A 20,810-nucleotide genomic window follows, 5' to 3' on the forward strand; every position below is an offset into this window, starting at 1 on the left:
GCGCGGGCTGCGCCGGAACGGTCCCGAAGCGGCACCCGCGGTGCCCGCTCGCTCACTCTCCGTCCAGAATCGGGGGGAAATCTTGCAGGATACTGCATCCAGGGAAGAATCTGAGCGACTTGGGAATGTTGTCCGGAATCTGTTCGTTGGATCGTTACGTGTGAGCCCCTCCGGGCCCGCACGTCGTGCCCTCCTGGGGGCAGGCAGCAGACCTCGGCAACCACCAGCAAGGGAGCAAGCATGGCCACCCGTGCCGTCGTTCGCGACAGGGCCGACCGGACTCGCGCGGCCCGCCCGACCAACTTCGAGGCCGACCGTGACCTGGTCGGCATGTACCTCGACGAGATCGCCAGGACACCCCTGCTCGATGCCGCCGAAGAGGTCGAGCTCTCGCTGCGGATCGAGGCCGGTGTGTACGCCCAGCACCTGCTGGACGAGGGCGGGCTTCCCGAGGGCGTGCAGCGCGAGGAACTGGAGGCGATAGCCGAGGACGCCGAGCGCGCCAAGGACGTCTTCATCCGGTCGAACCTCCGTCTCGTGGTCGCCGTGGCCCGGCGCTACCCGCGCAGCGGCCTGCCCCTGCTGGACCTCATCCAGGAGGGCAACGCGGGCCTGGTCCGCGCGGTGGAGAAGTTCGACTACGCCAAGGGCTTCAAGTTCTCCACCTACGCGACGTGGTGGATCCGCCAGGCCATCACCCGGTCGATCGCCGACCAGTCGCGCACCATCCGGCTGCCCGTCCACCTGGTCGAGGAGCTCGGCCGGATCCGACGGGTGCAGCGGGAGAAGTCGAAGGAGCTGGGCCGTGAGCCCGAGCCGGCCGAGATCGCGGCCGAGCTGGACACCACCGAGGCCCGGATCAAGGACGTGCTGGACTGGGCGCGCGACCCGGTCAGCCTGAACATGTCGGTCGACGACGAGGGCGAGACCCAGTTCGGCGACCTGGTCGAGGACACCGGGGCGACGTCCCCCGAGGATGCCGTGATGGTCATGCTCCGCCGTGAGGAGCTGGACGGCCTGATCGGGCGGCTGGACGACCGGACGGCGTCGATCATCCGCTCCCGGTACGGCATGGAGGACGGCCGCGAGCGCACCCTCACCGAGGTGGGCAAGCAGCACGGGCTGACCCGTGAGCGGATCCGCCAGATCGAGAAGCACGCGCTGGCCGAGCTGAAGAAGATCGCCGACCACGCGGGCTTCGAGGCCGCGTAACGGAGGTGTCCGGAGGCGTGGTGCGCGCGGGGTGGTGCGGGCGGGGGCCGGTACGGCCCGGTGGGCCCGGTGCGGAGCGGTCCGCGCCGGGCCCACCGTCGTCCCACCGCACTTCCGTGGCCTTCTAGGCTTGGTGGCAGGGTCGGGGACGGCGGACGGTGGCGGGGGACGGCGAGAGTGGTGGAGGAGACGATGGCGAAGGACGCGACGGGCGGCCGCCCGGGCGAAGAGCCGGGCGCGGAGCCCGGGACGGGGAGCGGGCCGGTGCCGGCCGCCCCGAAGGCGCGGCCGGGCGAGGGTTCGGACGCGGCGGCGAAGGCTCGGCTGATCTTCGGTGACCCGCTGGACCGGCAGTCCCGGGACGACACCGACACCGGCTGGGGCGACCGCCCCGGGGCCGGGGAGAGCGGTGGACGGGGGCTGGACTGGTATCTGAGCCAGCGCCCGCCGCACCACGGGGACTGACCGGGGGATCCGGGGTCGTCCTGACCCCGGACCCCGGGCGCCCAGGGTCCGGCAGAGTGAGAGCGAGGGCGAGCTTCAGACGGGCCGGGTGACCAGGGCGTCGCGGATCTCGGTGAGCAGCAGGACCTCCTTGGCCTCGGCCTCGGCCTGGACCTCGGCCAGGGTCTTTCGCTTGGCGGTGAACCTCGTCATCGGCAGGATGAGGCAGAAGTAGACGACGGCGGCGGTGATCAGGAACTGCAGCGCCGCGCTGAGCACGCTGCCCCAGAGGATGAGGATGCCGGACGTGACCTCACCGGCGGCGCTCACCTCGCAGGGCCCCTTGATGCAGGAGCTGTAGGACGCGAGGTCCTTGGCCCCGAACGCGCCGACGATCGGATTGATCACGCCTTTGACGAAGGCGTTGACGATGCCGGTGAAGGCCGCACCGATGACCACGGCGACGGCCAGGTCGACGACGTTTCCGCGCAGCAGGAATTCCTTGAAGCCCTTCATGCCGCGTGAACGACGAAGTCGTGCGCCGGTCACGGGTGATTTCCTCCCCCCTCCGACGGACAACCCGTTCGGCCGAGCGGCGGTGCCGCTCCCGGGGGCCGCAGATCCGCCCAGGTCGGTCCGAGGGCGAGTGCGGCCGCCACCGCGAGGAGCAGCACGGCCGGTACCCGGGGGCCGGACCCCAGCAGCTGCCGGAGCCGACCGCGCGGACCGGTCCGGCCCGCGATCGGCGGGAACGAGGGCACCGGCTGCCGGGGCGGAACGGTCGGAGCGGGGAGCGGCGGGATCGGCAGCGGCCGGGGCGACAGGGCGGGCGAAGCGGTACGCACGGGCACCTCCACGGTCTGGTTCGGGGCTTGCGGTGCCCACTCTGGGCCGCCCGCGCGCCCGCCGGAAAACCCTTTCCCGAACCTGTGGAAAACCCGGGCCTGTGGACAACCGGACTCACCCGGAAGGGTGAACCGACCAGCGCCGCACCGCACCTACGGCACCGCACCTACGGCACCGCGCCGACCGCACCCGCAGCACCGCGCCGACGGACCCCCGCGACCACCCACCCCCCCGGAACACGCGAAAGGCCCGCCGTACCCGTGAGAACGGGAACGGCGGGCCGTCCGAGAAGCTGTTGCCGAGGCCCGGCCGAAGGTCAGCCGGCCGCCGGAGCGGGGCTCGCGGCGGGCGCCGAGGACCCCGTCGACCCCGAGGAGCCCGATGTGGACGAGCCCGCCGAGGAGCCCGAGGACGACGCCGACGAAGAGGTCGACGACGAGCCGGAGCCCACCGAGCTGCTGGAGGAGGAGCGGCTATCGGTCCGGTAGAAGCCGGAGCCCTTGAACACGACACCCACCGCCGAGAAGACCTTGCGGAGCCGTCCCTGGCAGTCGGGGCACGTGGTCAGCGCTTCGTCGGTGAACTTCTGCACCGCCTCCAGGCCGTTACCGCACTCGGTGCACTGGTACTGGTACGTGGGCACTTGTCTTCCTCCTGGCACTCTCGCCTGATGAGTGCTAACGATGCTCAATGATGCGGCATTCCGGTGGATCAGTCCAGCGACTCGAATGTGAGATGAGTCGGTTCCGGCCCCCGGGTCAGCCCTTGGCGGCCCCCACCAGCCCGGCGGTCGCCCCCCGCTCCACCGAGCCGGTGACCACCGTGCTGCGCGTTCCGGCCGGCACCAGCAGCCTTCGCAGCGAGACCAGGGCGATCAGGCCGAGACCGGCGCCGGCCACCGGGACCAGGAAGCCGACCGTCGACCCGTGGGCGTCGATCAGCCGTCCGGCCGCCGTCGCGCCGGTCGCCAGGCCGAGGCCGATGGCGCCGGTCAGCCAGGTGAACGCCTCGGTCTTGGCGCCGTCCTCGACCAGCGTCTCGACCAGGGTGTAGCCGCTGATCAGGGTCGGCGCGATGGCCAGGCCGCAGACCAGCCCGGCGACCGACAGCGCGACCAGGTCGGGCATCGCCCACAGGGTCGAGCAGCCCAGCACCAGCAGGCCGTAGCTCATGACCATCCGCTGCTGGACCGACCGCCGCCAGGCGATCACGCCGTACAGCACACCGGCCAGCATCGAGCCGCCGGCGAAGATGCCGTAGACGGTGCCGGCGGCGCCGTGCTGGCCGACCGAGTCGGCGAAGGCGTTCACCGAGACCTGCATGCCGCCGAAGACGGCGCCCACGCCCAGGAAGCTGCCGGCCAGCAGCCGGACGCCGGGGGAGGCGAGCGCCGACGCCTGCCGGACACCGGGCTCGCGCACCACCCGGGCCGGCGCGGTGCGCCGCTGGGCCGCGAAGGCCAGGCCGCCGACCAGGGTCAGCGCGGCCTCGGCGATCAGCCCGGTGGACGGGTTGACCGAGGTGGCGACGGCGGCGGCCAGGATCGGGCCGACGACGAAGGTGAACTCGTCGGTCACGGACTCGAAGGCGAAGGCGGTGCTCACCTTGGCCGCGGAGGACGCGGAGGCGCCCTCGGCGGTGAAGGTGGAGATCCAGCGGGCGCGCACCATGGCGCCGATCTGCGGGACGCTCGCACCGGCCGGGGCGGCGGCCAGGAACAGGCTCCAGGCGGGCGCGTGCCCGAGGGCGAGCACGATCAGCGCGGCGACCGAGGCGGCGTGCACCAGGACGGTCGGGACGAGCACGGGGGCCTGGCCGTACCGGTCCGCGAGCCGTCCGGTCTGCGGGCCGATCAGCGCCTGGGCGACGGCGGCCACCGCCGCGACCGTGCTGGCGGTGCCGTACGAGCCGTGGGTGTCCTTGACCAGCAGCAGGATTCCCATGCTGAGCATGGCGTAGGGCAGCCGCGCGAGGAGCGCGGGGGTCAGGAACGTCCAGGCGCCGGGGGTGCGCAGCAGGGTCCCGTAGCCGACCCGGGCGGGCGCGGTGGAGTCCGCGGGGGCGTCCGCGGTGCTCGGGTGGCGGGCGGCGCCCTCGGCGCCCTCGGCGTGACCGGGGTTCCCGGTGCTCCGGGCGTCCTCGACGCTCTCGACCGTTCGGCGGGCCGTCACGGTCGGTCCTTCCTGCTGCCTGGTAGCGCGGCAGGGCATGGGACGGCCCCGACGGCGCCGAGAGTCGTCCTCTCGCGCGTCGACCGGGGTAGTTACCGGGCCGGTCCGGCGGTGGGCCGGGGCCGGGCCGCGGCCGCCGAGCGGTCGCGCCAACTCTGCTTCAGGCAGATGCTGGGGTGTGCTGTGTGTCAGCGATCAATGGTTATACGCGCGTAGATGTCGCGCTGGACCCGAGACTACAGGACGGATCCAACGTTGTCCTGTTAAGTCAAGGTGAACTCCGGGCGAGACCTTCAGGCCCTGCGCCCGTTCAGCCAGTCGGCCAGCTTGCCGCCCTTGTCCACGGCCCGCAGTCGCCGCTCGGCCGCCTCGCCCACCTCGTCCGTGGTGACGACCAGCAGTTCGTCCCCGCCGCGCAGCACGGTCGTCCGGTCGGGCACGAAGCTGCTGCCCTCCCGCACCACCAGGGTGACCGCCGCCCCGGTCGGCAGTCGCAGCTCGCCGATCTCCACGCCGGACATCCGGGAGTCCGGAGCCAGCGCGACCGACAGCAGGTGACCGTGCAGCTTCTCCAGCGGCGCGGACTCGATGCCGAGGTCCTGTCCCATCGAGCCGTCGCCGATCCGCAGGCCCTTGGCGACCCAGGGCAGGGTCGGGCCCTGGAGCAGGGTGAAGACCACGACCAGGATGAAGACGATGTTGAAGACTTCCTGGGCCATCGGCGCGCCGGACACCAGCGGGATGGTGGCCAGCACGATGGGCACCGCCCCGCGCAGGCCGGCCCAGCTGAGCAGGGCCTGCTCGCGCAGCGGCAGCCGGAACGGGGTGAGCGTGAGCACCACCGAGAGCGGCCGGGCGAGGAAGACCAGCACCGCGCCGATCACCAGGGCCGGCACCACGGCCGAGCCCATCGACTCGGGGGTGCAGAGCAGGCCGAGCAGGACGAACATCCCGATCTGCCCGATCCAGGCCAGGCCGTCGGCGAAGCCCCGGACGGCCGGTCCGTGCGGGAGCTTGGAGTTGCCGAGGATCACCGCGGTGACGTAGACGGCGAGGAAGCCGGAGCCGTGCAGCAGCGCGCCGCCGGCGTAGCCCAGCACGGCGAGGGCCAGGACCGCGATCGGGTAGAGGCCGGAGGACGGCAGGGCGACGTGCTTGAGGCCGAACGCGCCCAGCTTGCCGACCGCGAGGCCGACGGCCAGGCCGATCGCCAGCTCGGCGATGATCGTGCCGATCAGGACGTACCAGGAGTCGGTCTCGCCGACGGCGGCGAAGGCGACGACCAGGATGACCACGGGCGCGTCGTTGAAGCCGGACTCGGCCTCCAGCAGGCCGGTCAGCCGGCGCGGCAGGGGCACCGTCCGCAGTACCGAGAAGACGGCCGCGGCGTCCGTGGACGAGACGATCGCGCCGAGCAGCAGCGAGGTGCGCCAGTCCAGGCCGACCAGCCAGTGGGCGCCGGCCGCGGTGACGAAGACGCTGATCCCGACGCCGACGGTGGCGAGCACGGTGGCCGCCCCCATCACGGGTCTGGCCTCGCGCCAGTTGGTCTTGAGGCCGCCCTCGGCCAGGATCACCACCAGCGCCGCGTAGCCGAGCACCTGGGTGAGCTCGGCGTTGTCGAAGGAGACGCCGAGGCCGTTCTGGCCGAGCGCCACCCCGATGCCGAGGTAGATCAGCAGGCTGGGCAGGCCGGATTTCGTGGAGACGCGCACGGCGACCACCGCGACCAGCAGGATCACGGAGAACTCTAGGAGCAGCTGGTTCAGGTGGTCGACATTCACGCAGGGGCACCTCGGACGTGGTGGGGGCGGACGGGGTCCCGACAGGGGTGGCGGCCGGGGGCGCCAATTACTCCCCTTGCGGATCGTTACTCAGTCTAACATTTTGCCATATCTTTAGGTTCATTGGCCACGCGTTCCCCAGGTCCGGGCTTCCGCCCTGCTCTCCGGCCTCCTCCCGACCGCTCCCCGACCACTTCCCGGCCTCCTCCCGACCGCCGCTCTGACCTCCTCCGATCCCACCGTGAGCGTCCCCCGTGCACGGCCGCCAGCCGAGTCGGCCTAATGTGGTGCCCTGTCACGGCCTCCGTGCCCTTGACATGTCCGCCCGCCCCCCAGTGAGGACCGCAAGGACCCAGATGCCCCGCTCGAAAAAGTTCCGGCGCGCCCGTCTGATCGTGATCGTGCTGGTCGTACTGCTGGTGGCCGGCGCCGGCTACGGCGGCTACCGGGGGGTGGCCGCCGTCCGCGCGTCCTTCCCGGAGGTCGACGGCAGCGTCAAGGTGGCGGGCATGAGCGCGCCGGTCGACGTCAAGCGGGACGCCAACGGCATCCCCCAGCTCTACGCCGACACCTCCGAGGACCTCTTCCGCGCCCAGGGCTACGTCCAGGCCCAGGACCGGTTCTGGGAGATGGACGTCCGGCGGCACATCACCGCGGGCCGGCTCTCCGAGATGTTCGGCGACGGCCAGGTCGAGACCGACTCCATGATCCGCACCATGGGCTGGCGCCAGGTGGCCCAGAAGGAGTTCGACACCGTCCTCGGCGCCGACACCAAGAAGAACCTCCAGGCGTACGCCGACGGGGTGAACGCCTGGCTCACCGAGCACCCGGGCGGCTCCGGCGCGTCGATGGAGTACGGCCTGCTCGGCGTCGTCAACGGCGACTACAAGCCCGAGCAGTGGACCCCGGTCGACTCGGTGGCCTGGCTCAAGGCGATGGCCTGGGACCTCTCCGGGAACCTCCAGGAGGAGATCGACCGCTCGCTGCTCGCCCAGGACTTCAGCCCGGAGAAGATCGCCGAGCTGTACCCGGACTACCCGTACGCGCGCAACGGCACGATCGTGAAGACCGGCGCCGTCAACGGCACCTCCTACAAGCCGGCCGACGGCTCGGCCCCGGCCGCCCCGGGTGCCGCCGGTTCCGGCACCGCCCAGGGCGCGGTCGCCACCTCGGCGCTGCTCAAGGGCGTCACCGACCGGATCGACGCGCTGCCCGAGCTGCTCGGCCGCAACGGCCAGGGCATCGGCTCCAACTCCTGGGTGGTGGCCGGCAGCCACACCACCACCGGCAAGCCGCTGCTGGCGAACGACCCGCACCTCGGCCCCGGCCTGCCCTCGGTCTGGTACCAGATGGGCCTGCACTGCCGGACCGTCTCCGCGACCTGCCAGTACGACGTCTCCGGCTTCACCTTCGCCGGCATGCCCGGGGTGGTCATCGGCCACAACAAGGACATCGCCTGGGGCTTCACCAACCTCGGCGCCGACGTCACCGACCTCTTCCTGGAGAAGGTGACCGGCCCCGAGACCTACCTGGTCGACGGCAAGGAGATGAAGTTCGAGCTCCGCAAGGAGACCATCAAGGTCGCCGGGGGCGAGGACCGCACCATCACCGTCCGCACCACCGCGACCGGCGCCCCGCTGATCTCCGACCCGAGCACCGAGCAGCAGAACGTCGGCAAGTTCGCGCCCAACGGCGCCTCCGCCCCGGACCGGGGCACCGGCGGCTACGGCGTCGCCCTGCAGTGGACCGCGCTGATCCCGGGCCGCACCATGGACGCCGTCTTCGCGCTCGACCGGGCGAAGAACTGGGACGACTTCCAGAAGGCCGCCGCCGACTTCACCGTCCCGGCCCAGAACCTCGTCTACGCCGACGCCAAGAACATCGGCTACCAGGCCCCGGGCTACATCCCGGTGCGCGGCAAGGGCGACGGCCGCTACCCGGCGCCGGGCTGGGACTCCGCCTACCAGTGGAAGAAGGACCCGGTCCCCTTCAGCGCCATGCCCTGGAGCCTCAACCCGAGCAGCGGCTACATCGTCACCGCCAACCAGGCCGTGGTCGACCCGACCTACAAGTACGCGCTGACCAGCGACTGGGAGTACGGCACCCGGGCCAAGGAGATCACCGACCAGCTGGAGGCCCGGCTGAAGAACAACGGCAAGATCTCGCCCGACGACATGCAGGACATGCAGCTCGACAACACCAGCATCCTGGCCAAGACGCTGGTCCCGATGCTGCTCAAGGTCGAGGTCGACGACCCCTACGTGCGCGAGGCCCAGGACCTGCTGAAGGACTGGAACTACCACCAGGACGCCGACTCGGCCGCCGCCGCCTACTACAACGGCGTCTGGCGCCAGCTGCTCACCCTCGCCTTCGGCCAGAAGTTCCCGGCCGACCTGCGGGCCGAGGAGAACTGCCTGCTGGTCCGCCAGCAGATCGACCCGACCCGGCCGGACAGCAAGTCGAAGATCGTCACCGAGTGCGGCACCCGGGACCCGGGCAAGGCCCAGCCGGACGGCGGCGACCGCTGGACCGAGGTCGTCCGGCAGCAGCTGGAGAAGCCCGACAGCGGCTGGTGGACGTACATCGACTCCCAGCACAAGGAGCAGAAGGGCCTGGACAACCTGCTGCGCGAGGCGATGACCAACGCCCGCCAGGAGCTCACCTCGCTGCTGACCAAGGACATCACCACCTGGAGCTGGGGCCGGCTGCACAAGCTGGAACTGCGCGAGCGCACCATGGGCTCGGACAGCTCCTCGATCGCCTCGGGCGTCGTCCACCAGCTGCTCAACCGGGGCCCCTACCGGCTCTCCGGCGGTTCGGCGGCGGTCGACGCGGCGGGCTGGAACGCGGCCGCCGGCTACCAGGTCGACTGGATCCCCTCGATGCGCATGGTGGTCGACCTGAACGACCTCGACGCCTCGCGCTGGATCATCGTCGGTGGTGCCTCCGGCCACGCCTTCCACGACAACTACAACGACCAGACCGACCTCTGGCTCAAGGGCAAGCTGCTGAACTGGTCCTTCTCGCCGGACGCGGTCGAGAAGGCGACCAAGCACAGGCTGACGCTGACGGGCTGAGGCCCGCCCGCCGCCGTCGAAGGCCCCGCGCGCCCGGATCCGTCCGGGGGCGCGGGGCCTTCGGTCGCGCTTCAACCCAACCGGTGGGCGCCGGAGGGGGTCAGCGCGAGGTCCACCGGCCGGTCGTGCGGCTCGGCCGGCACCCGCTCCAGCAGCTCGTGCTCGTACAGCAGCACCGCCAGCACGGGTCGCGCCCCGGCCCGCTCCAGCCGGGCCAGCACCCGGTCGTAGGAGCCGCCGCCCCGCCCCAGCCGCAGCCCCCGCCGGTCCACCGCCAGGCCCGGCAGGAGCACCAGCCCGGCCCCGGCCACCGCCTCGGGGCCGAGCCGCGCGCCGACCGGCTCCAGCAGCCCGCGTCCGGCCGGGGCCAGCGCCGCCGGGCCCGCGTACTCCGCCCAGTCCAGGTCGTTGTCGGCCAGCAGGACCGGCAGCAGCACCCGCAGCCCGCGTGCCCGCAGCGCGTCCAGCAGCGGGCGGGTGCCCGGCTCGGCGCCCACCGAGACGTACGCGGCGACCGTGGCGGCGGCTCCGGCCACCGCCGCCGTCCCCGCCGCTCCCGTTCCCGCCGTCCCCGACGCCCCGGCCGGGACGGCGGCCGCCAGCGCGCCCGCGTGCCCGGCCAGCGCCTCGGCGGCGCGCTCCCGGGCCTCGGCCGGGAGCGCCCGCCGTTCGGACAGCAGCCGTGTCCTCAGCGCGCCCTTCTCGTTGTGCATGGGATGGTCCACCGTTCCTCCATCGCTCCGACCACGACCGCTCCGGACCCCTGACGCCTGTGCGACCGGGCCGCCCAGAGCCTGACACGCGGAAGGCCGCCCCCGATGTCCACCCCGCTGCTGGTCCAGGCCCTGGCCGTGCTGAGCGCCCCCGCGCTGGCCGGCGCCGCCGTCCTCGGCGTCCGGCTGCGGCGCGGCGCGGCCCGCGCGGCCCGGCGCGAGACCGGCCTGCGCGAGCGCCTCGCCGAACTGGAGGACCGCTGCGCCGAACTGGAGCGCACCGCCTCCTGCGACCCGGTCACCGGCGTCTGGAACTACCGGCACCTCCAGCTCACCCTGGACCGGGAGATCGACCGTTCCCGCCGGGCCGAGCAGCACGAGCCGCAGGACGGGCCGCGCCCGCTGGCCGTCCTGCTGCTGGAGATCAGCGGCTTCGACGCGGTGGTCGCCGAGCACGGCCGGGCCCGGGCCGGGACGGTGCTGCGCGACCTCGCCCAGCGGCTCGGCATGGAGATCCGCCGCTCCGACACCCTGGGCCGGTACAGCGGCGAGGAGTTCCTGGTGGTGCTGCCGGACACCGGGGCCGAGGGCGCGGCCCAGGTCGCCGACCGCCTGGTCTGGTCGGTCCGCCGCCACCTGCTGCTGGACTGGTCCTCCGGCGACCGGGCCGACCGCCGCCCGCACGGCAACGGGCTCACCGCCGCGATCGGCCTGGCGGTGCTCCCGGAGGACGGCACCCACGCCGCCGTCCTGCTGCGGTCCGCCGACCGGGCCCTCGCGGCCGCCCGCGCGGCCGGTGGCGACTGCTGGCGCCCGGTGGCCCCGGTGGCCCTTTCGGGAAACGTCCCGGTCACCGGGGCAACAGTCGTTTCCCCACAGTCGGACGGCGTCCTCGCAGCCGAGCGTGATCGTTAGGAAAAGCCGGGTAACCTGTCGCCCTGTGCCGGAGGGAACCCCCTCACCCCGCCCGGCACGTCCCCTTTGCCTGCCATCGCGGCCGGGCCCGGAGACGTGCTGCCCAAGCATCGGTCGACTGCGCCCGGTCAGGCGAAATACGTGCCTTAGTAAGGTAAACGCATGACGACGACCAACTCCCGTATCCCGGTCACCAAGGCAGTGGTCCCCGCGGCCGGTCTGGGTACCCGATTTCTGCCGGCCACCAAGGCCACTCCGAAGGAGATGCTGCCCGTCGTCGACAAGCCGGCGATCCAGTACGTCGTCGAGGAGGCGGCCTCCGCGGGCCTGTCCGACATACTGATGGTCACCGGCCGCAACAAGCGCGCCCTCGAGGACCACTTCGACCGCGCCTACGAGCTGGAGGAGCTGCTCGCCCGCAAGGGCGACCAGGACCGCCTCCGCCGGGTCCGAGAGTCCGTCGAGCTCGCCAACATGCACTACGTCCGCCAGGGCGACCCCAAGGGCCTCGGGCACGCCGTCTCGGTCGCCGAGCAGCACGTCGCCGGCCAGCCCTTCGCCGTCCTCCTCGGTGACGACCTGATCGACCCGCGCGACCCGCTGCTGTCGCGCATGATCGAGGTTCAGCAGGAGCTCGGCGGCTCGGTCGTCGCGCTGATGGAGGTCGACGCCTCCCAGATCCACCTGTACGGCTGCGCCGCCGTCAAGCCGAGCACCTTCGGCGACGACGTCTTCCAGGTGACCGACCTGGTCGAGAAGCCGGAGACCGCCGAGGCCCCGTCGAACTACGCCGTCATCGGCCGGTACGTGCTCGACCCGTCCGTGTTCGACGTGCTGCGGGAGACCCCGCCCGGCCGCGGCGGCGAGATCCAGCTCACCGACGCCCTTCGTGAACTGACCACCCGCCCCGCCGACACCGGCGGCCAGGTCCACGGCGTGCTCTTCAAGGGCCGCCGCTACGACACCGGCGACCGCTCGGACTACCTCCGCGCTATCGTCCGTCTCGCCTCGGAGCGCGAGGACCTCGGCCCGGAGTTCCGCACCTGGCTGCGCGAGTTCGTCGCCTCCGAGCTGCAGGACTGACACACCGACAGAGAGCGAGCGCGCCCATGACCGGGTCCACGGAGAGCGGTACCACCCCCGCAGCCTGCTGCGACGACTCCGCGGACCCGGCCCCGCCCGCCCGCCCCGGTGCCCGTCCGGACGGCCTGTGGACCGTGGACGAGCACCTCGCGGACGTCCTGGCCGCCGTCGGCCCGCTTCCCGCGATCGAGCTCCAGCTGCTCGACGCGCAGGGCTGCCGGCTGGCCGAGGACGTCGTCGCCGAGGGGGACCTGCCCCCCTTCGACAACAGCTCGATGGACGGCTACGCCCTGCGCACGCCCGACACCGCCGGCGCGGGCAGCGCGTACCCCTCGGTGCTGACCGTGGTCGGTGACATCGCCGCCGGCGCCGGTGAACTCCCCGTCGTGGGCCCCGGCCAGGCCGCCCGGATCATGACCGGCGCGCCCGTCCCGCCCGGCGCCGGGGCCGTCGCCCCGGTCGAGTGGACCGACGGCGGCACCGGCACCGGCCGCGCCGCCGACGCGATGGCCGCCGCGGTCGAGGGCGAGGAGGTCCGGGTCCTGCGCCCGGTCGCCGAGGGCGCCCACATCCGCCGCCGCGGCAGCGACGTCGCCGCCGGCAGCCGGGTACTGACCGCGGGCACCCGGCTCGGCCCGGCCCAGCTCGGCCTGCTCGCCGCGATCGGCCGGGCCACCGCCACCGTCCGCCCGCGCCCGCGGGTCGTGGTGCTGTCCACCGGCAGCGAGCTGGTCCAGCCCGGCGAGCCGGTCGGCCCCGGGCAGATCTCCGAGTCCAACAGCTTCACCCTCACCGCCGCCGCCCGTGACGCCGGCGCGATCGCCTACCGGGTCGGCGGCGTCCCCGACGACGCGGCCAGGCTGCGCGCCGTGCTGGAGGACCAGCTCGGCCGGGCCGACCTGATCGTCACCAGCGGCGGCGTCAGCGTCGGCGCCTACGACGTGGTCAAGGAGGTCTTCGCCGAGTACGGCGGGGTGGACTTCCGACGGCTGCGGATGCAGCCCGGCAAGCCGCAGGGCTTCGGCCGGATCGGCCCCGGCCCCGGCGTGCCGCTGCTCGCCCTGCCCGGCAACCCGGTCAGCGCGTACATCTCCTTCGAACTGTTCGTCCGCCCGGCGATCCGCGCGATGCTCGGCGCCGAGGACATCCACCGGCCCGTGGTCCGGGCGCACTGCCCGGTGGCGCTGCGCTCGCCCGCCGGCCGCCGGCAGTTCCTCCGCGGCCGGTACACGGCCGCGGACGGCCTGGTGGAACCGGTCGGCGGCGCGGAGTCGCACCTGGTCGGCGCGCTGGCCCGGGCGGACTGCCTGATCACCGTTCCCGAGGACGTCACCGAGCTGCCCGCGGGCAGTGAGGTCGACGTGGTGCTGCTCGGCGGCTGAGCGGCGGCCGACCGCGCCCCGGTCGGCCGAACTCCCCGTCGCGGCGGGCCGTCCCACCGACGCGGCCCGTCCCACGCCCGGACCGGGGCGGGCGGTACGGTAGCGCGGTATTCGACCTGCGCGCCCCCTGGAGCCACCCGTGACCGCCTCACCCCCCGGCGACCGCCTCACCCATGTCGACGAGCAGGGCGCGGCCCGGATGGTCGACGTCTCCGCGAAGGACGTGACCGCCCGGACCGCCGTCGCGGCCGGTCGGGTCCGGGTCTCCCCGCGGGTGGTCGAGCTGCTGCGCGGCGAGGGCATGCCCAAGGGCGACGCGCTGGCCGTGGCACGGATCGCCGGGATCATGGGCGCCAAGCGGACGCCCGAGCTGATCCCGCTCTGCCATCCGATCGCGCTCTCCGGCGTGAAGGTCGAGCTGACCGTCGCCGACGACGCGGTGGAGATCACCGCCACCGTCCGGACCACCGACCGGACCGGCGTCGAGATGGAGGCGCTCACCGCCGTCGCGGTGGCCGGGCTCACCGTGATCGACATGGTCAAGGCCGTGGACAAGGGCGCCACCGTGGAGTCCGTCCGGGTACTGACCAAGACCGGCGGCAAGAGCGGGGACTGGACCGCCCCGGAGGGGGAGGCATGAGAGCCCTCGCGGTCACCGTGTCCAACCGCGCCTCCGCCGGCGTCTACGCCGACAAGGGCGGCCCGCTGCTGGTCGAGGGCCTGCGGGCGATGGGCTTCGACACCGACGGCCCCCGGGTGGTCCCGGACGGCGAGCCGGTCGAGGCGGTGCTGCGGGAGGCCGTGGCGGCCGGCTACGACGTGGTGCTGACCACCGGCGGCACCGGGATCTCGCCGAACGACCTCACCCCCGAGATGACCGCGCGGGTGCTGGACCGGGAGATTCCCGGCATCCCCGAGGCGATCCGGGCGTACGGCAGGGACGCGGTTCCCACCGCCGCGCTCTCCCGGGGGCTGGCCGGCCTCGCCGGACGTACCCTGGTCGTCAACCTGCCGGGATCGACCGGCGGCGTCCGGGACGGCCTGGCCGTCCTGGCACCGCTGCTCGCCCACGCCGTCGACCAGCTCGGCGGCGGGGACCACCCCCGGCCCGACACGGCAGCTTCCGGGAGCGCGCACTGAACGCCGGCTGGCCGGTGGAACTCCACGAGGGGGACGTCGTGCTGCGCCCGATCAGGGCCCGCGACCAGCGCGAGTGGCAGGAGGTCAGCCGCCGCAACCGGGACTGGCTGCGCCGCTGGGAGGCCACCGTGCCGCCCGGCCCGGCGGGTCTCGCGGCGGGCCCGCGCCCGACCTACCGGCAGATGGTCCGCTATCTGCGCGCCGAGGCCGCGGCCGGCCGGATGCTGCCCTTCGTGGTGCTGTACCGGGGCCAGCTGGTGGGCCAGCTGACCGTCGGCGGAATCACCTGGGGGTCGATGTGCTCGGCCAATGTCGGGTACTGGATCGACGAGTCGGTGGCCGGGCGGGGCATCATGCCGACCGCCGTCGCGCTCTCGGTGGACCACTGTTTCCGCACGCTCGGCCTGCACCGGATCGAGGTGTGCATCCGGCCGGAGAACGGCCCGAGCCGGCGGGTGGTGGAAAAGCTCGGCTTCCGCTCGGAGGGAATGCGCCCGCGCTACCTGCACATCGACGGCGACTGGCGGGACCACCTGGTGTTCGCCCTGGCCGCCGAGGAGGTCCCGGAGGGCATGCTCGAACGCTGGCGTTCCCTCAGCTCCGGTCGCCGACCGCATAATTGAATGTATGTTCGAATGAAATATCGATATGGCATCGGCGTGACGACGGACGGGCACAAATACCGGCAAAATAGTCGGAGAATCAGCTTGATCACACGACACGCCGTGCCAAATTGCTACCGGCCCTTCCTCCACGCCCGTACGGTGTGAATCGTGAGCAGTAGCGGCCTTATCTACGCCGTCATCGTAGGGGCCTGGGCCGCCTATCTGGTGCCGATGTGGCTCCGCAGGCAGGACGAGCTCAACGAGGCGCGCCCGACCGAGCGCTTCAGTACCGCCATCCGCCTGCTGGCCGGGCGTTCGGCGCTGGAGCGGCGGGCGTCCCGGGCCCTGGGTGACGAACCGCGTGACGACGAGCAGAGCATGGACGGCCCCCCCGAGCGGGACGCGGCCGACCCCGGCGACCCCGAGGACGCCTCCGACGAACGGACGGACGCGCCCGCGCCCGCCCGGCCGGCGGAGCGCGACCGGGCGGAGCCGAGGCAGGCGGTCCGGGGCGGTGGCCCCGAGCGCCGGGCCCGGCTGATGGCGCGCCGGCGCCGGATGGTCAGCGCGCTGTTCCTGGCCTTCGCGCTGGGAGCGGTGGTCGCGGCCGTGGCCGGTCTGGCCTTCCTCTGGGTCCCCGCGGTCCCGGCCGCGCTGCTGACCCTCTACATCGGGCACCTGCGGCGCCTGGAGCGCCAGCGGTACGCGGTGAAGCTGGACCGCACCCGCGCGGCCCAGGCCGCGGAGCGGCTGCGCAAGCGCGAGCAGCAGCGGGCCGAGGCCGGCCGCGCGGCCGCCGAACCGGCGCCGGCCCCGGCGGCCGAGCCGGAGCCGGGGGCGCCCGCCCCCGGGCGCGGGCGTCCGCACCTGCGGCTCGCCACCGAGGCGGACGCCGCGCGGGCGGCCTCGGCCGGGACGCCCGCCGGTGCCTCCGCGCGGGTTCCCGCCGGGTCCTCCGCCGCTTCGGCCTCGGCCGTCGCGGAGGTCACCGAGCACGAGGAGTGGGTCGACGGCATGCGGGAGCGCGGCGCGGCCGGCCCGGACTCCTGGGAGCCGGTGCCCGTCCCGCTGCCGACGTACGTGACCGCGCCGGTGGCCCCCCGGGTCAACCGGGGGCTCGACCTGACGGCGCCCGGCACCTGGACCGCCGGCCGCCCGGTCGAGTCCCGGAACACCCCGCTCTTCGACCAGTACGCCGAGCCGACCGCCCCGGAGGCGCGGCCCCGCGCCGCCAACGAGTAGTCCGCGACCGTCCGCGAGGAGGCCCCCGCCGCCGGGGGCCTCCTCGCGTTCCGCCCCCGCCACCAGGAAGGCGGCTTCGGGGGAGGTCGCGGGGGTGGTCACGAGCCTCCTCCGAAAGGTGCTAAAGTTTCTTCTTGTTGGGGCTGTGGCGCAGTCCGGTAGCGCACCTCGTTCGCATCGAGGGGGTCAGGGGTTCGAATCCCCTCAGCTCCACCCAACGGAAGTCCCGCCCGGTCGAAAGACCGGGCGGGACTTCTGCGTTGTGGGGGTACGCCGGTCGACGGGGGGTCAGCCGGGGCCGCCGGGGCGGGGTCCCGGCGGGGTGTGAGGCGGATCACGCGCGGACCGCGCGGTGGAGGGCCGGCCGGGGGAACGGGTGAGGGCCGGGCCGGAGCGGTGCTCCGGCCCGGCCCTCGGGGTCCGGGAGGGTCAGGACTGTCCGGAGCCCGCGTACGGGCCCGGCTGCGGGGCGCCGGACTGCGGCGGCACCGAGCCGTAGCGGGCCGGGCGGCGGCCGCGCGGGTGGCGGGTCAGGGTGTAGCCGGCGACGCCCGCGAGGGCGGCCAGCACGCCGCCGGCCAGGGTCCAGAACCAGCGGCTGTTCCAGCGGGAGAACCAGCCGGTGTACCAGTGGTCCTCGGGCTCCTCCGGGGCCGCCGCCCTGGCGGTCGCGGCGCCGCCGCCGACCGGCGGGACCAGCGGGGCCTTCAGCTCGCCGCCCTCCGGCTGGGCGTTGTCCTCGTCGCCCTTGGCCGTCACCCGCAGCTGCACCGCGGCGGCCAGGCCGAGGTCGGGCTGCGGGGCGTCGGCGACCGAGAGCCGGACGTAGTAGGTGCCGGGCAGCGGGTCGCCGGACCACGGCTCGGCCCAGGAGCGGACCTCGCGCAGGGTGCAGCTGAGCGCCAGCGAGCCGGCCGTCTGCTCGGCGGTCGCGTTCTGGGTGCCGTCGGTGCAGGACTGGCGGCGGCGCAGCCCGTCGAACACCTCGACGTTCCAGGTCTGCGGCCCGTGCCGGTCGGCGGACGGGGCCAGCGAGACCGAGAGGTCCACCTTGGCGGTCCGGCCCTCGGCGGCGCCGAAGGCCCAGTAGAGGTAGTCGCCGGTGGAGACGTCCACCTTGGCGTCCTGGCCGGGCGACAGGTTGACGGCGGTCAGGAAGGAGGTGCCGGCCTTGTTGGCCGGGGCCGGGGTGCCGCTCGCGCTCGGCGAGGGCGAGGCGGCCGTGGCGGCCGGGGCCGCGAGCAGCAGCGCCGGGAGCGCGGCCAGGGCGGCCGCGGCGCGGAGGAAGGTCGTACGCATGGTCAGTTCTCCTGCCAGACAGCGATCCGCCAGCGCGCGATCCAGCCGAACAGCAGGCCGGTCAGCAGGCCGGCCAGGGTGAGCACCAGCAGCAGGATCCAGCCGCGGCCGAGACCCATCGCCGGGCCGTCCGGGGCCGGGGAGGCGGCGGTCAGGTCGACCGTCAGCTCCAGCGGGAGGCCGGGGTCGGCCGCGGCGCCCGCCTGCGGGGCCAGCGAGTTGGAGACGACCAGGCAGACATTGGTCTCCGGCTTGCCGCTCGGCGAGGCGGAGGCGGTCGCGGTGGCGTAGCCCTTGGAGGCGGCGGCCGACCAGCGCAGACCGGTGGAGACCACGTCGGTGCGGCTGCTGCCGGCGTCGGTGCCGCGGACCAGTTCCTGGCCGGTGGTGCTGGTGGCCTGGAGCAGGACGCCGTAGTCGCGGGCCACCGGGCGGTCCAGGGCGACGCTGACGGAGGCGCGCAGTTCCTGGCCGGCCTTGACCGGGACGCGGTAGACGCGGTGCTCGGAGAACTTCTCGCGGTCGCTGTAGACGCCCGGGGTGAGGACCGGCGCGGACTCGCACTTGTCGGTGCCGGCGGTCTTGACCGGGGTGACCGTGTAGGTGTCGTTGGAGCGGTCGACCAGCTGCTTCACCTTCTCGGTGAGCTGCTCCTGGGTGCGCACGTCGGTGTAGGTGCCGCCGGTGGCGTTGGCGATGCAGAGCAGTTGCTGGCGGGTCTTGTCGTCGTGGGCCAGGCCGAGGGTGTCGACCACCAGGTGGATGCCCTGGGAGGCGAGCTCGCGGGCGACGTCGCAGGGGTCGGGCGGGGTGCAGGTGTCCTCGCCGTCGGTGATCAGCACCACCCGGCGGGTGGTCTCGCCCTTGCCGAGGTCCTGCGCGGCGCCGCGAAGCGCCAGGCCGATCGGGGTGAAGCCGGTGGGCCGCAGGGTCGCGACGGCGGTCTTGGCCTCGGTCTTGTTGGTCTTCCCGACCGGGAAGAGCTGCTTGGTGTCCAGGCAGCCCTGGGCCTTGTCGGTGCCGGGGTAGTTGGCGCCCAGGGTGCGGATGCCGAACTCGGTCTCGGCGGGCAGGGCGTCGATGACGTCGCTCAGGGACTGCTGGGCCACCGAGATACGGGTCTTGCCCTGGATGTCGGCCTCGCGCATGGAGCCGCTGACATCGAGTACGAGGTCGACCCGCGGGGCCTCCTTGCCGGCTGGGCCGGTTGATGGTTCGTCGGCATGGGCGGGCAGGCCGCTGAGCAGCGCCCCGCCCGTTATCGCCAGGGCGGCCAGCAGGCTGCCGAGCCTGGCCTTCGGTCGTCGTCCGGTAGTCACCCGCCGATCCTAGGGACCATCAGTTCGCCGTGGCCAACGCGCGATGGGCCGGGACACACCGGGTGAACCGGGCCGAATACCCGCACAGCGCTCGTTAGGGTGGCGAAGGGGATGGGGGTGCCGCCCGTCCTCCCCGGTGGTCACCCGGCGGCGCCCGCAGCCCGACTCCCAGGACGGTCCGTGGCGACACCCTCCGCCGTGACGAGAACCGCCGGCCGGCCCCGCCGTTCCGTGCCGACCCGGCGCAACACCGAACTCGCGCTGGTGCTGGCCGCGGTGCTGGCCGCCGTGCTCGGCTACGCCGAGGTGGGCCTCGTCCTCGACGGCACGGTGCCGGCCGACGCGGGTGAGTACGGGGCCGCTCTGGGGGCGCTCGCGCTGCTCGCGCACGGCGCGGTCCGCCGGCGGGCGCCGTACGCGGACCCGTTGCCGCTGCCGATCGCGGTGCTGCTGAACGGTGTCGGACTGGTCGTCATCCACCGGCTGGACCGGGCCACCCCGGGCAGTGCGGCCCCCACCCAGCTGCTCTGGTCCGCGCTCGGGATGGGGCTGTTCGTACTGGTGCTGCTCCTGCTGCCGGACCACCGGCGGCTCCAGCGGTACGCGTACATCGGGGCGCTGGCGGCGCTGGTCCTGCTGGTACTGCCGATCTTCTTCCCGCCGGTGTACGGATCGCGGATCTGGATCACCTACGGGCCGTTCTCCTTCCAGCCGGGGGAGTTCGCCAAGGTCCTGCTGGCGGTCTTCTTCGCCGCCTACCTGGCGGTGCACCGGGACGCGCTGGCGCTCACCGGGCGGCGGGTGCGGCGGCTGCGGCTGCCACCCGGGCGGGTGCTCGCGCCGGTGCTGGCGATCTGGGCGGCCTTCGTCGGGGTGCTGGTGCTGGAGACCGACCTCGGCACCTCGCTGCTGTTCTTCGGGCTCTTCGTGGTGATGCTGTACGTGGCCACCGCGCGGACCGGCTGGATCGCCATCGGGCTGTTCCTGGCGGGGGTGGCGGCGGTCGGGGTCGGCCTGCTCTCGCCGCACGTGCACAGCCGGGTCGCGGACTGGCTGGACCCGCTCGGCTCGATCGCCGCCGGGCACGGCGCCAACCAGATCGCGCAGTCCCTGTTCGCCTTCGCCTGGGGCGGCGAGCTGGGCGCGGGTCTCGGTGGCGGGCACTCGGCGCTGATCGGCTTCGCGGCGAAGTCCGACTTCATCCTGGCCACCATCGGCGAGGAGCTGGGGCTGACCGGGCTGGTCGCGGTGTTCCTGCTGTACGCGCTGCTGGTGTCGCGCGGGTTCCGGACCGGGATCGCGCTGCGGGACCCGTTCGGGCGGCTGCTGGCGATCGGGCTGGCGGCGCTGGTCGGACTGCAGGTCTTCGTGGTGGCGGGCGGGGTGCTGGCGCTGATCCCGCTGACCGGAATGACGCTGCCGTTCGTCGCCCAGGGCGGTTCCTCGGTGGTCACCAACTGGGTGATCGTGGCGCTGCTGGTGCGGATGAGCGACACCGCCCGGCGGCCCGACCCGGGGGAGGGCCGGTGAGCCGGCGGAAGCGGGGGAGCGGGAGCGGGCGGCGCGGGGGCGCCGACG

18 protein-coding genes and 1 tRNA gene are annotated in these 20,810 nt (G+C 73.6%); 12 read left to right on the forward strand and 7 right to left on the reverse strand.

Translation table 11 applies throughout. The annotated features are described in order from the left end of the window. Positions 1-240 precede the first annotated feature (240 nt). Together ACIQ9P_RS20210 and ACIQ9P_RS20215 are read left to right on the forward strand one after the other, a co-directional pair. Complete coding sequence (locus ACIQ9P_RS20210; protein WP_402357522.1) at positions 241-1,212, forward strand: sigma-70 family RNA polymerase sigma factor; 972 nt, start codon at positions 241-243, stop codon at positions 1,210-1,212. Between the two features lie 192 nt (positions 1,213-1,404). Continuing rightward, the gene (locus ACIQ9P_RS20215) at positions 1,405-1,677 is read left to right on the forward strand and encodes a hypothetical protein (RefSeq protein WP_402357525.1); all 273 of its coding nucleotides are present in this window, start codon (positions 1,405-1,407) and stop codon (positions 1,675-1,677) included. 75 nt (positions 1,678-1,752) lie between these two features. Here ACIQ9P_RS20215 and mscL read toward each other — a convergent pair whose 3' ends face one another. The 4 genes from mscL to ACIQ9P_RS20235 all read right to left on the reverse strand — a co-directional run bounded on the left by mscL (position 1,753) and on the right by ACIQ9P_RS20235 (position 6,457). Continuing rightward, the gene (mscL, locus tag ACIQ9P_RS20220; protein WP_402358014.1) at positions 1,753-2,172 is read right to left on the reverse strand and encodes a large conductance mechanosensitive channel protein MscL; all 420 of its coding nucleotides are present in this window, start codon (positions 2,170-2,172) and stop codon (positions 1,753-1,755) included. A 646-nt stretch (positions 2,173-2,818) separates the two neighbouring features. After that, positions 2,819-3,145: an FmdB family zinc ribbon protein gene (locus tag ACIQ9P_RS20225; RefSeq protein ID WP_402357528.1), complete on the reverse strand. Its 327-nt coding sequence runs from the start codon at positions 3,143-3,145 to the stop codon at positions 2,819-2,821. 115 nt (positions 3,146-3,260) lie between these two features. Continuing rightward, positions 3,261-4,520: an MFS transporter gene (locus ACIQ9P_RS20230; RefSeq protein WP_402358017.1), complete on the reverse strand. Its 1,260-nt coding sequence runs from the start codon at positions 4,518-4,520 to the stop codon at positions 3,261-3,263. Positions 4,521-4,966: 446 nt separating this feature from the next. Further along, positions 4,967-6,457, reverse strand: coding sequence for a potassium/proton antiporter (locus ACIQ9P_RS20235; RefSeq protein ID WP_402357530.1), 1,491 nt, complete (start codon positions 6,455-6,457; stop codon positions 4,967-4,969). A 356-nt stretch (positions 6,458-6,813) separates the two neighbouring features. On the opposite strand from ACIQ9P_RS20235, the gene ACIQ9P_RS20240 reads away from it, so the two are divergent. Next, positions 6,814-9,534: a penicillin acylase family protein gene (locus ACIQ9P_RS20240; RefSeq protein WP_402357532.1), complete on the forward strand. Its 2,721-nt coding sequence runs from the start codon at positions 6,814-6,816 to the stop codon at positions 9,532-9,534. Positions 9,535-9,605: 71 nt separating this feature from the next. On the opposite strand, the gene ACIQ9P_RS20245 is transcribed toward ACIQ9P_RS20240, so the two are convergent. After that, positions 9,606-10,247, reverse strand: coding sequence for a 5-formyltetrahydrofolate cyclo-ligase (locus ACIQ9P_RS20245; RefSeq protein ID WP_402358020.1), 642 nt, complete (start codon positions 10,245-10,247; stop codon positions 9,606-9,608). A gap of 105 nt (positions 10,248-10,352) precedes the next feature. Here ACIQ9P_RS20245 and ACIQ9P_RS20250 point away from each other — a divergent pair, with 105 nt between their 5' ends. The 8 genes from ACIQ9P_RS20250 (at position 10,353) to ACIQ9P_RS20285 (ending at position 16,827) form a co-directional block, all read left to right on the forward strand. Next, positions 10,353-11,162: a GGDEF domain-containing protein gene (locus ACIQ9P_RS20250; RefSeq protein WP_402357535.1), complete on the forward strand. Its 810-nt coding sequence runs from the start codon at positions 10,353-10,355 to the stop codon at positions 11,160-11,162. A 162-nt stretch (positions 11,163-11,324) separates the two neighbouring features. Further along, positions 11,325-12,245 carry a UTP--glucose-1-phosphate uridylyltransferase GalU gene (galU, locus tag ACIQ9P_RS20255; RefSeq protein ID WP_402357538.1) on the forward strand — a complete coding sequence of 307 codons (921 nt, stop codon included), beginning with the start codon at positions 11,325-11,327 and terminating at the stop codon, positions 12,243-12,245. 26 nt (positions 12,246-12,271) lie between these two features. Further along, on the forward strand, positions 12,272-13,627 hold the full coding sequence (gene glp, locus ACIQ9P_RS20260; protein WP_402357541.1) for a gephyrin-like molybdotransferase Glp: 1,356 nt from the start codon (positions 12,272-12,274) through the stop codon (positions 13,625-13,627). Positions 13,628-13,826: 199 nt separating this feature from the next. Further along, on the forward strand, positions 13,827-14,267 hold the full coding sequence (gene moaC, locus ACIQ9P_RS20265) for a cyclic pyranopterin monophosphate synthase MoaC (protein ID WP_402358023.1): 441 nt from the start codon (positions 13,827-13,829) through the stop codon (positions 14,265-14,267). Further along, positions 14,264-14,767, forward strand: coding sequence for a molybdenum cofactor biosynthesis protein B (locus ACIQ9P_RS20270; RefSeq protein WP_402357544.1), 504 nt, complete (start codon positions 14,264-14,266; stop codon positions 14,765-14,767). The genes moaC and ACIQ9P_RS20270 overlap by 4 nt, the downstream gene beginning before the upstream one ends. Before the next feature lie 14 nt (positions 14,768-14,781). Next, positions 14,782-15,390, forward strand: coding sequence for a GNAT family N-acetyltransferase (locus ACIQ9P_RS20275; protein ID WP_402357547.1), 609 nt, complete (start codon positions 14,782-14,784; stop codon positions 15,388-15,390). A gap of 150 nt (positions 15,391-15,540) precedes the next feature. Further along, the gene (locus ACIQ9P_RS20280) at positions 15,541-16,614 is read left to right on the forward strand and encodes a hypothetical protein (protein WP_402357549.1); all 1,074 of its coding nucleotides are present in this window, start codon (positions 15,541-15,543) and stop codon (positions 16,612-16,614) included. 139 nt (positions 16,615-16,753) lie between these two features. Beyond that, positions 16,754-16,827: transfer RNA gene (locus ACIQ9P_RS20285), tRNA-Ala, on the forward strand. 216 nt (positions 16,828-17,043) lie between these two features. Here the strand turns inward: ACIQ9P_RS20285 and ACIQ9P_RS20290 are convergent. Together ACIQ9P_RS20290 and ACIQ9P_RS20295 are read right to left on the reverse strand one after the other, a co-directional pair. Further along, positions 17,044-17,913, reverse strand: coding sequence for a peptidase (locus tag ACIQ9P_RS20290; protein WP_402357552.1), 870 nt, complete (start codon positions 17,911-17,913; stop codon positions 17,044-17,046). Between the two features lie 2 nt (positions 17,914-17,915). Beyond that, positions 17,916-19,232, reverse strand: coding sequence for a VWA domain-containing protein (locus ACIQ9P_RS20295; protein ID WP_402357555.1), 1,317 nt, complete (start codon positions 19,230-19,232; stop codon positions 17,916-17,918). Between the two features lie 198 nt (positions 19,233-19,430). On the opposite strand from ACIQ9P_RS20295, the gene ACIQ9P_RS20300 reads away from it, so the two are divergent. After that, positions 19,431-20,762, forward strand: a complete 1,332-nt coding sequence (locus ACIQ9P_RS20300; RefSeq protein WP_402357558.1) for an FtsW/RodA/SpoVE family cell cycle protein — start codon at positions 19,431-19,433, stop codon at positions 20,760-20,762. Positions 20,763-20,810 lie beyond the last annotated feature (48 nt).

Source organism: Kitasatospora sp. NPDC094019, from assembly GCF_044764505.1.
Classification (GTDB): Bacteria; Actinomycetota; Actinomycetes; order Streptomycetales; family Streptomycetaceae; genus Kitasatospora.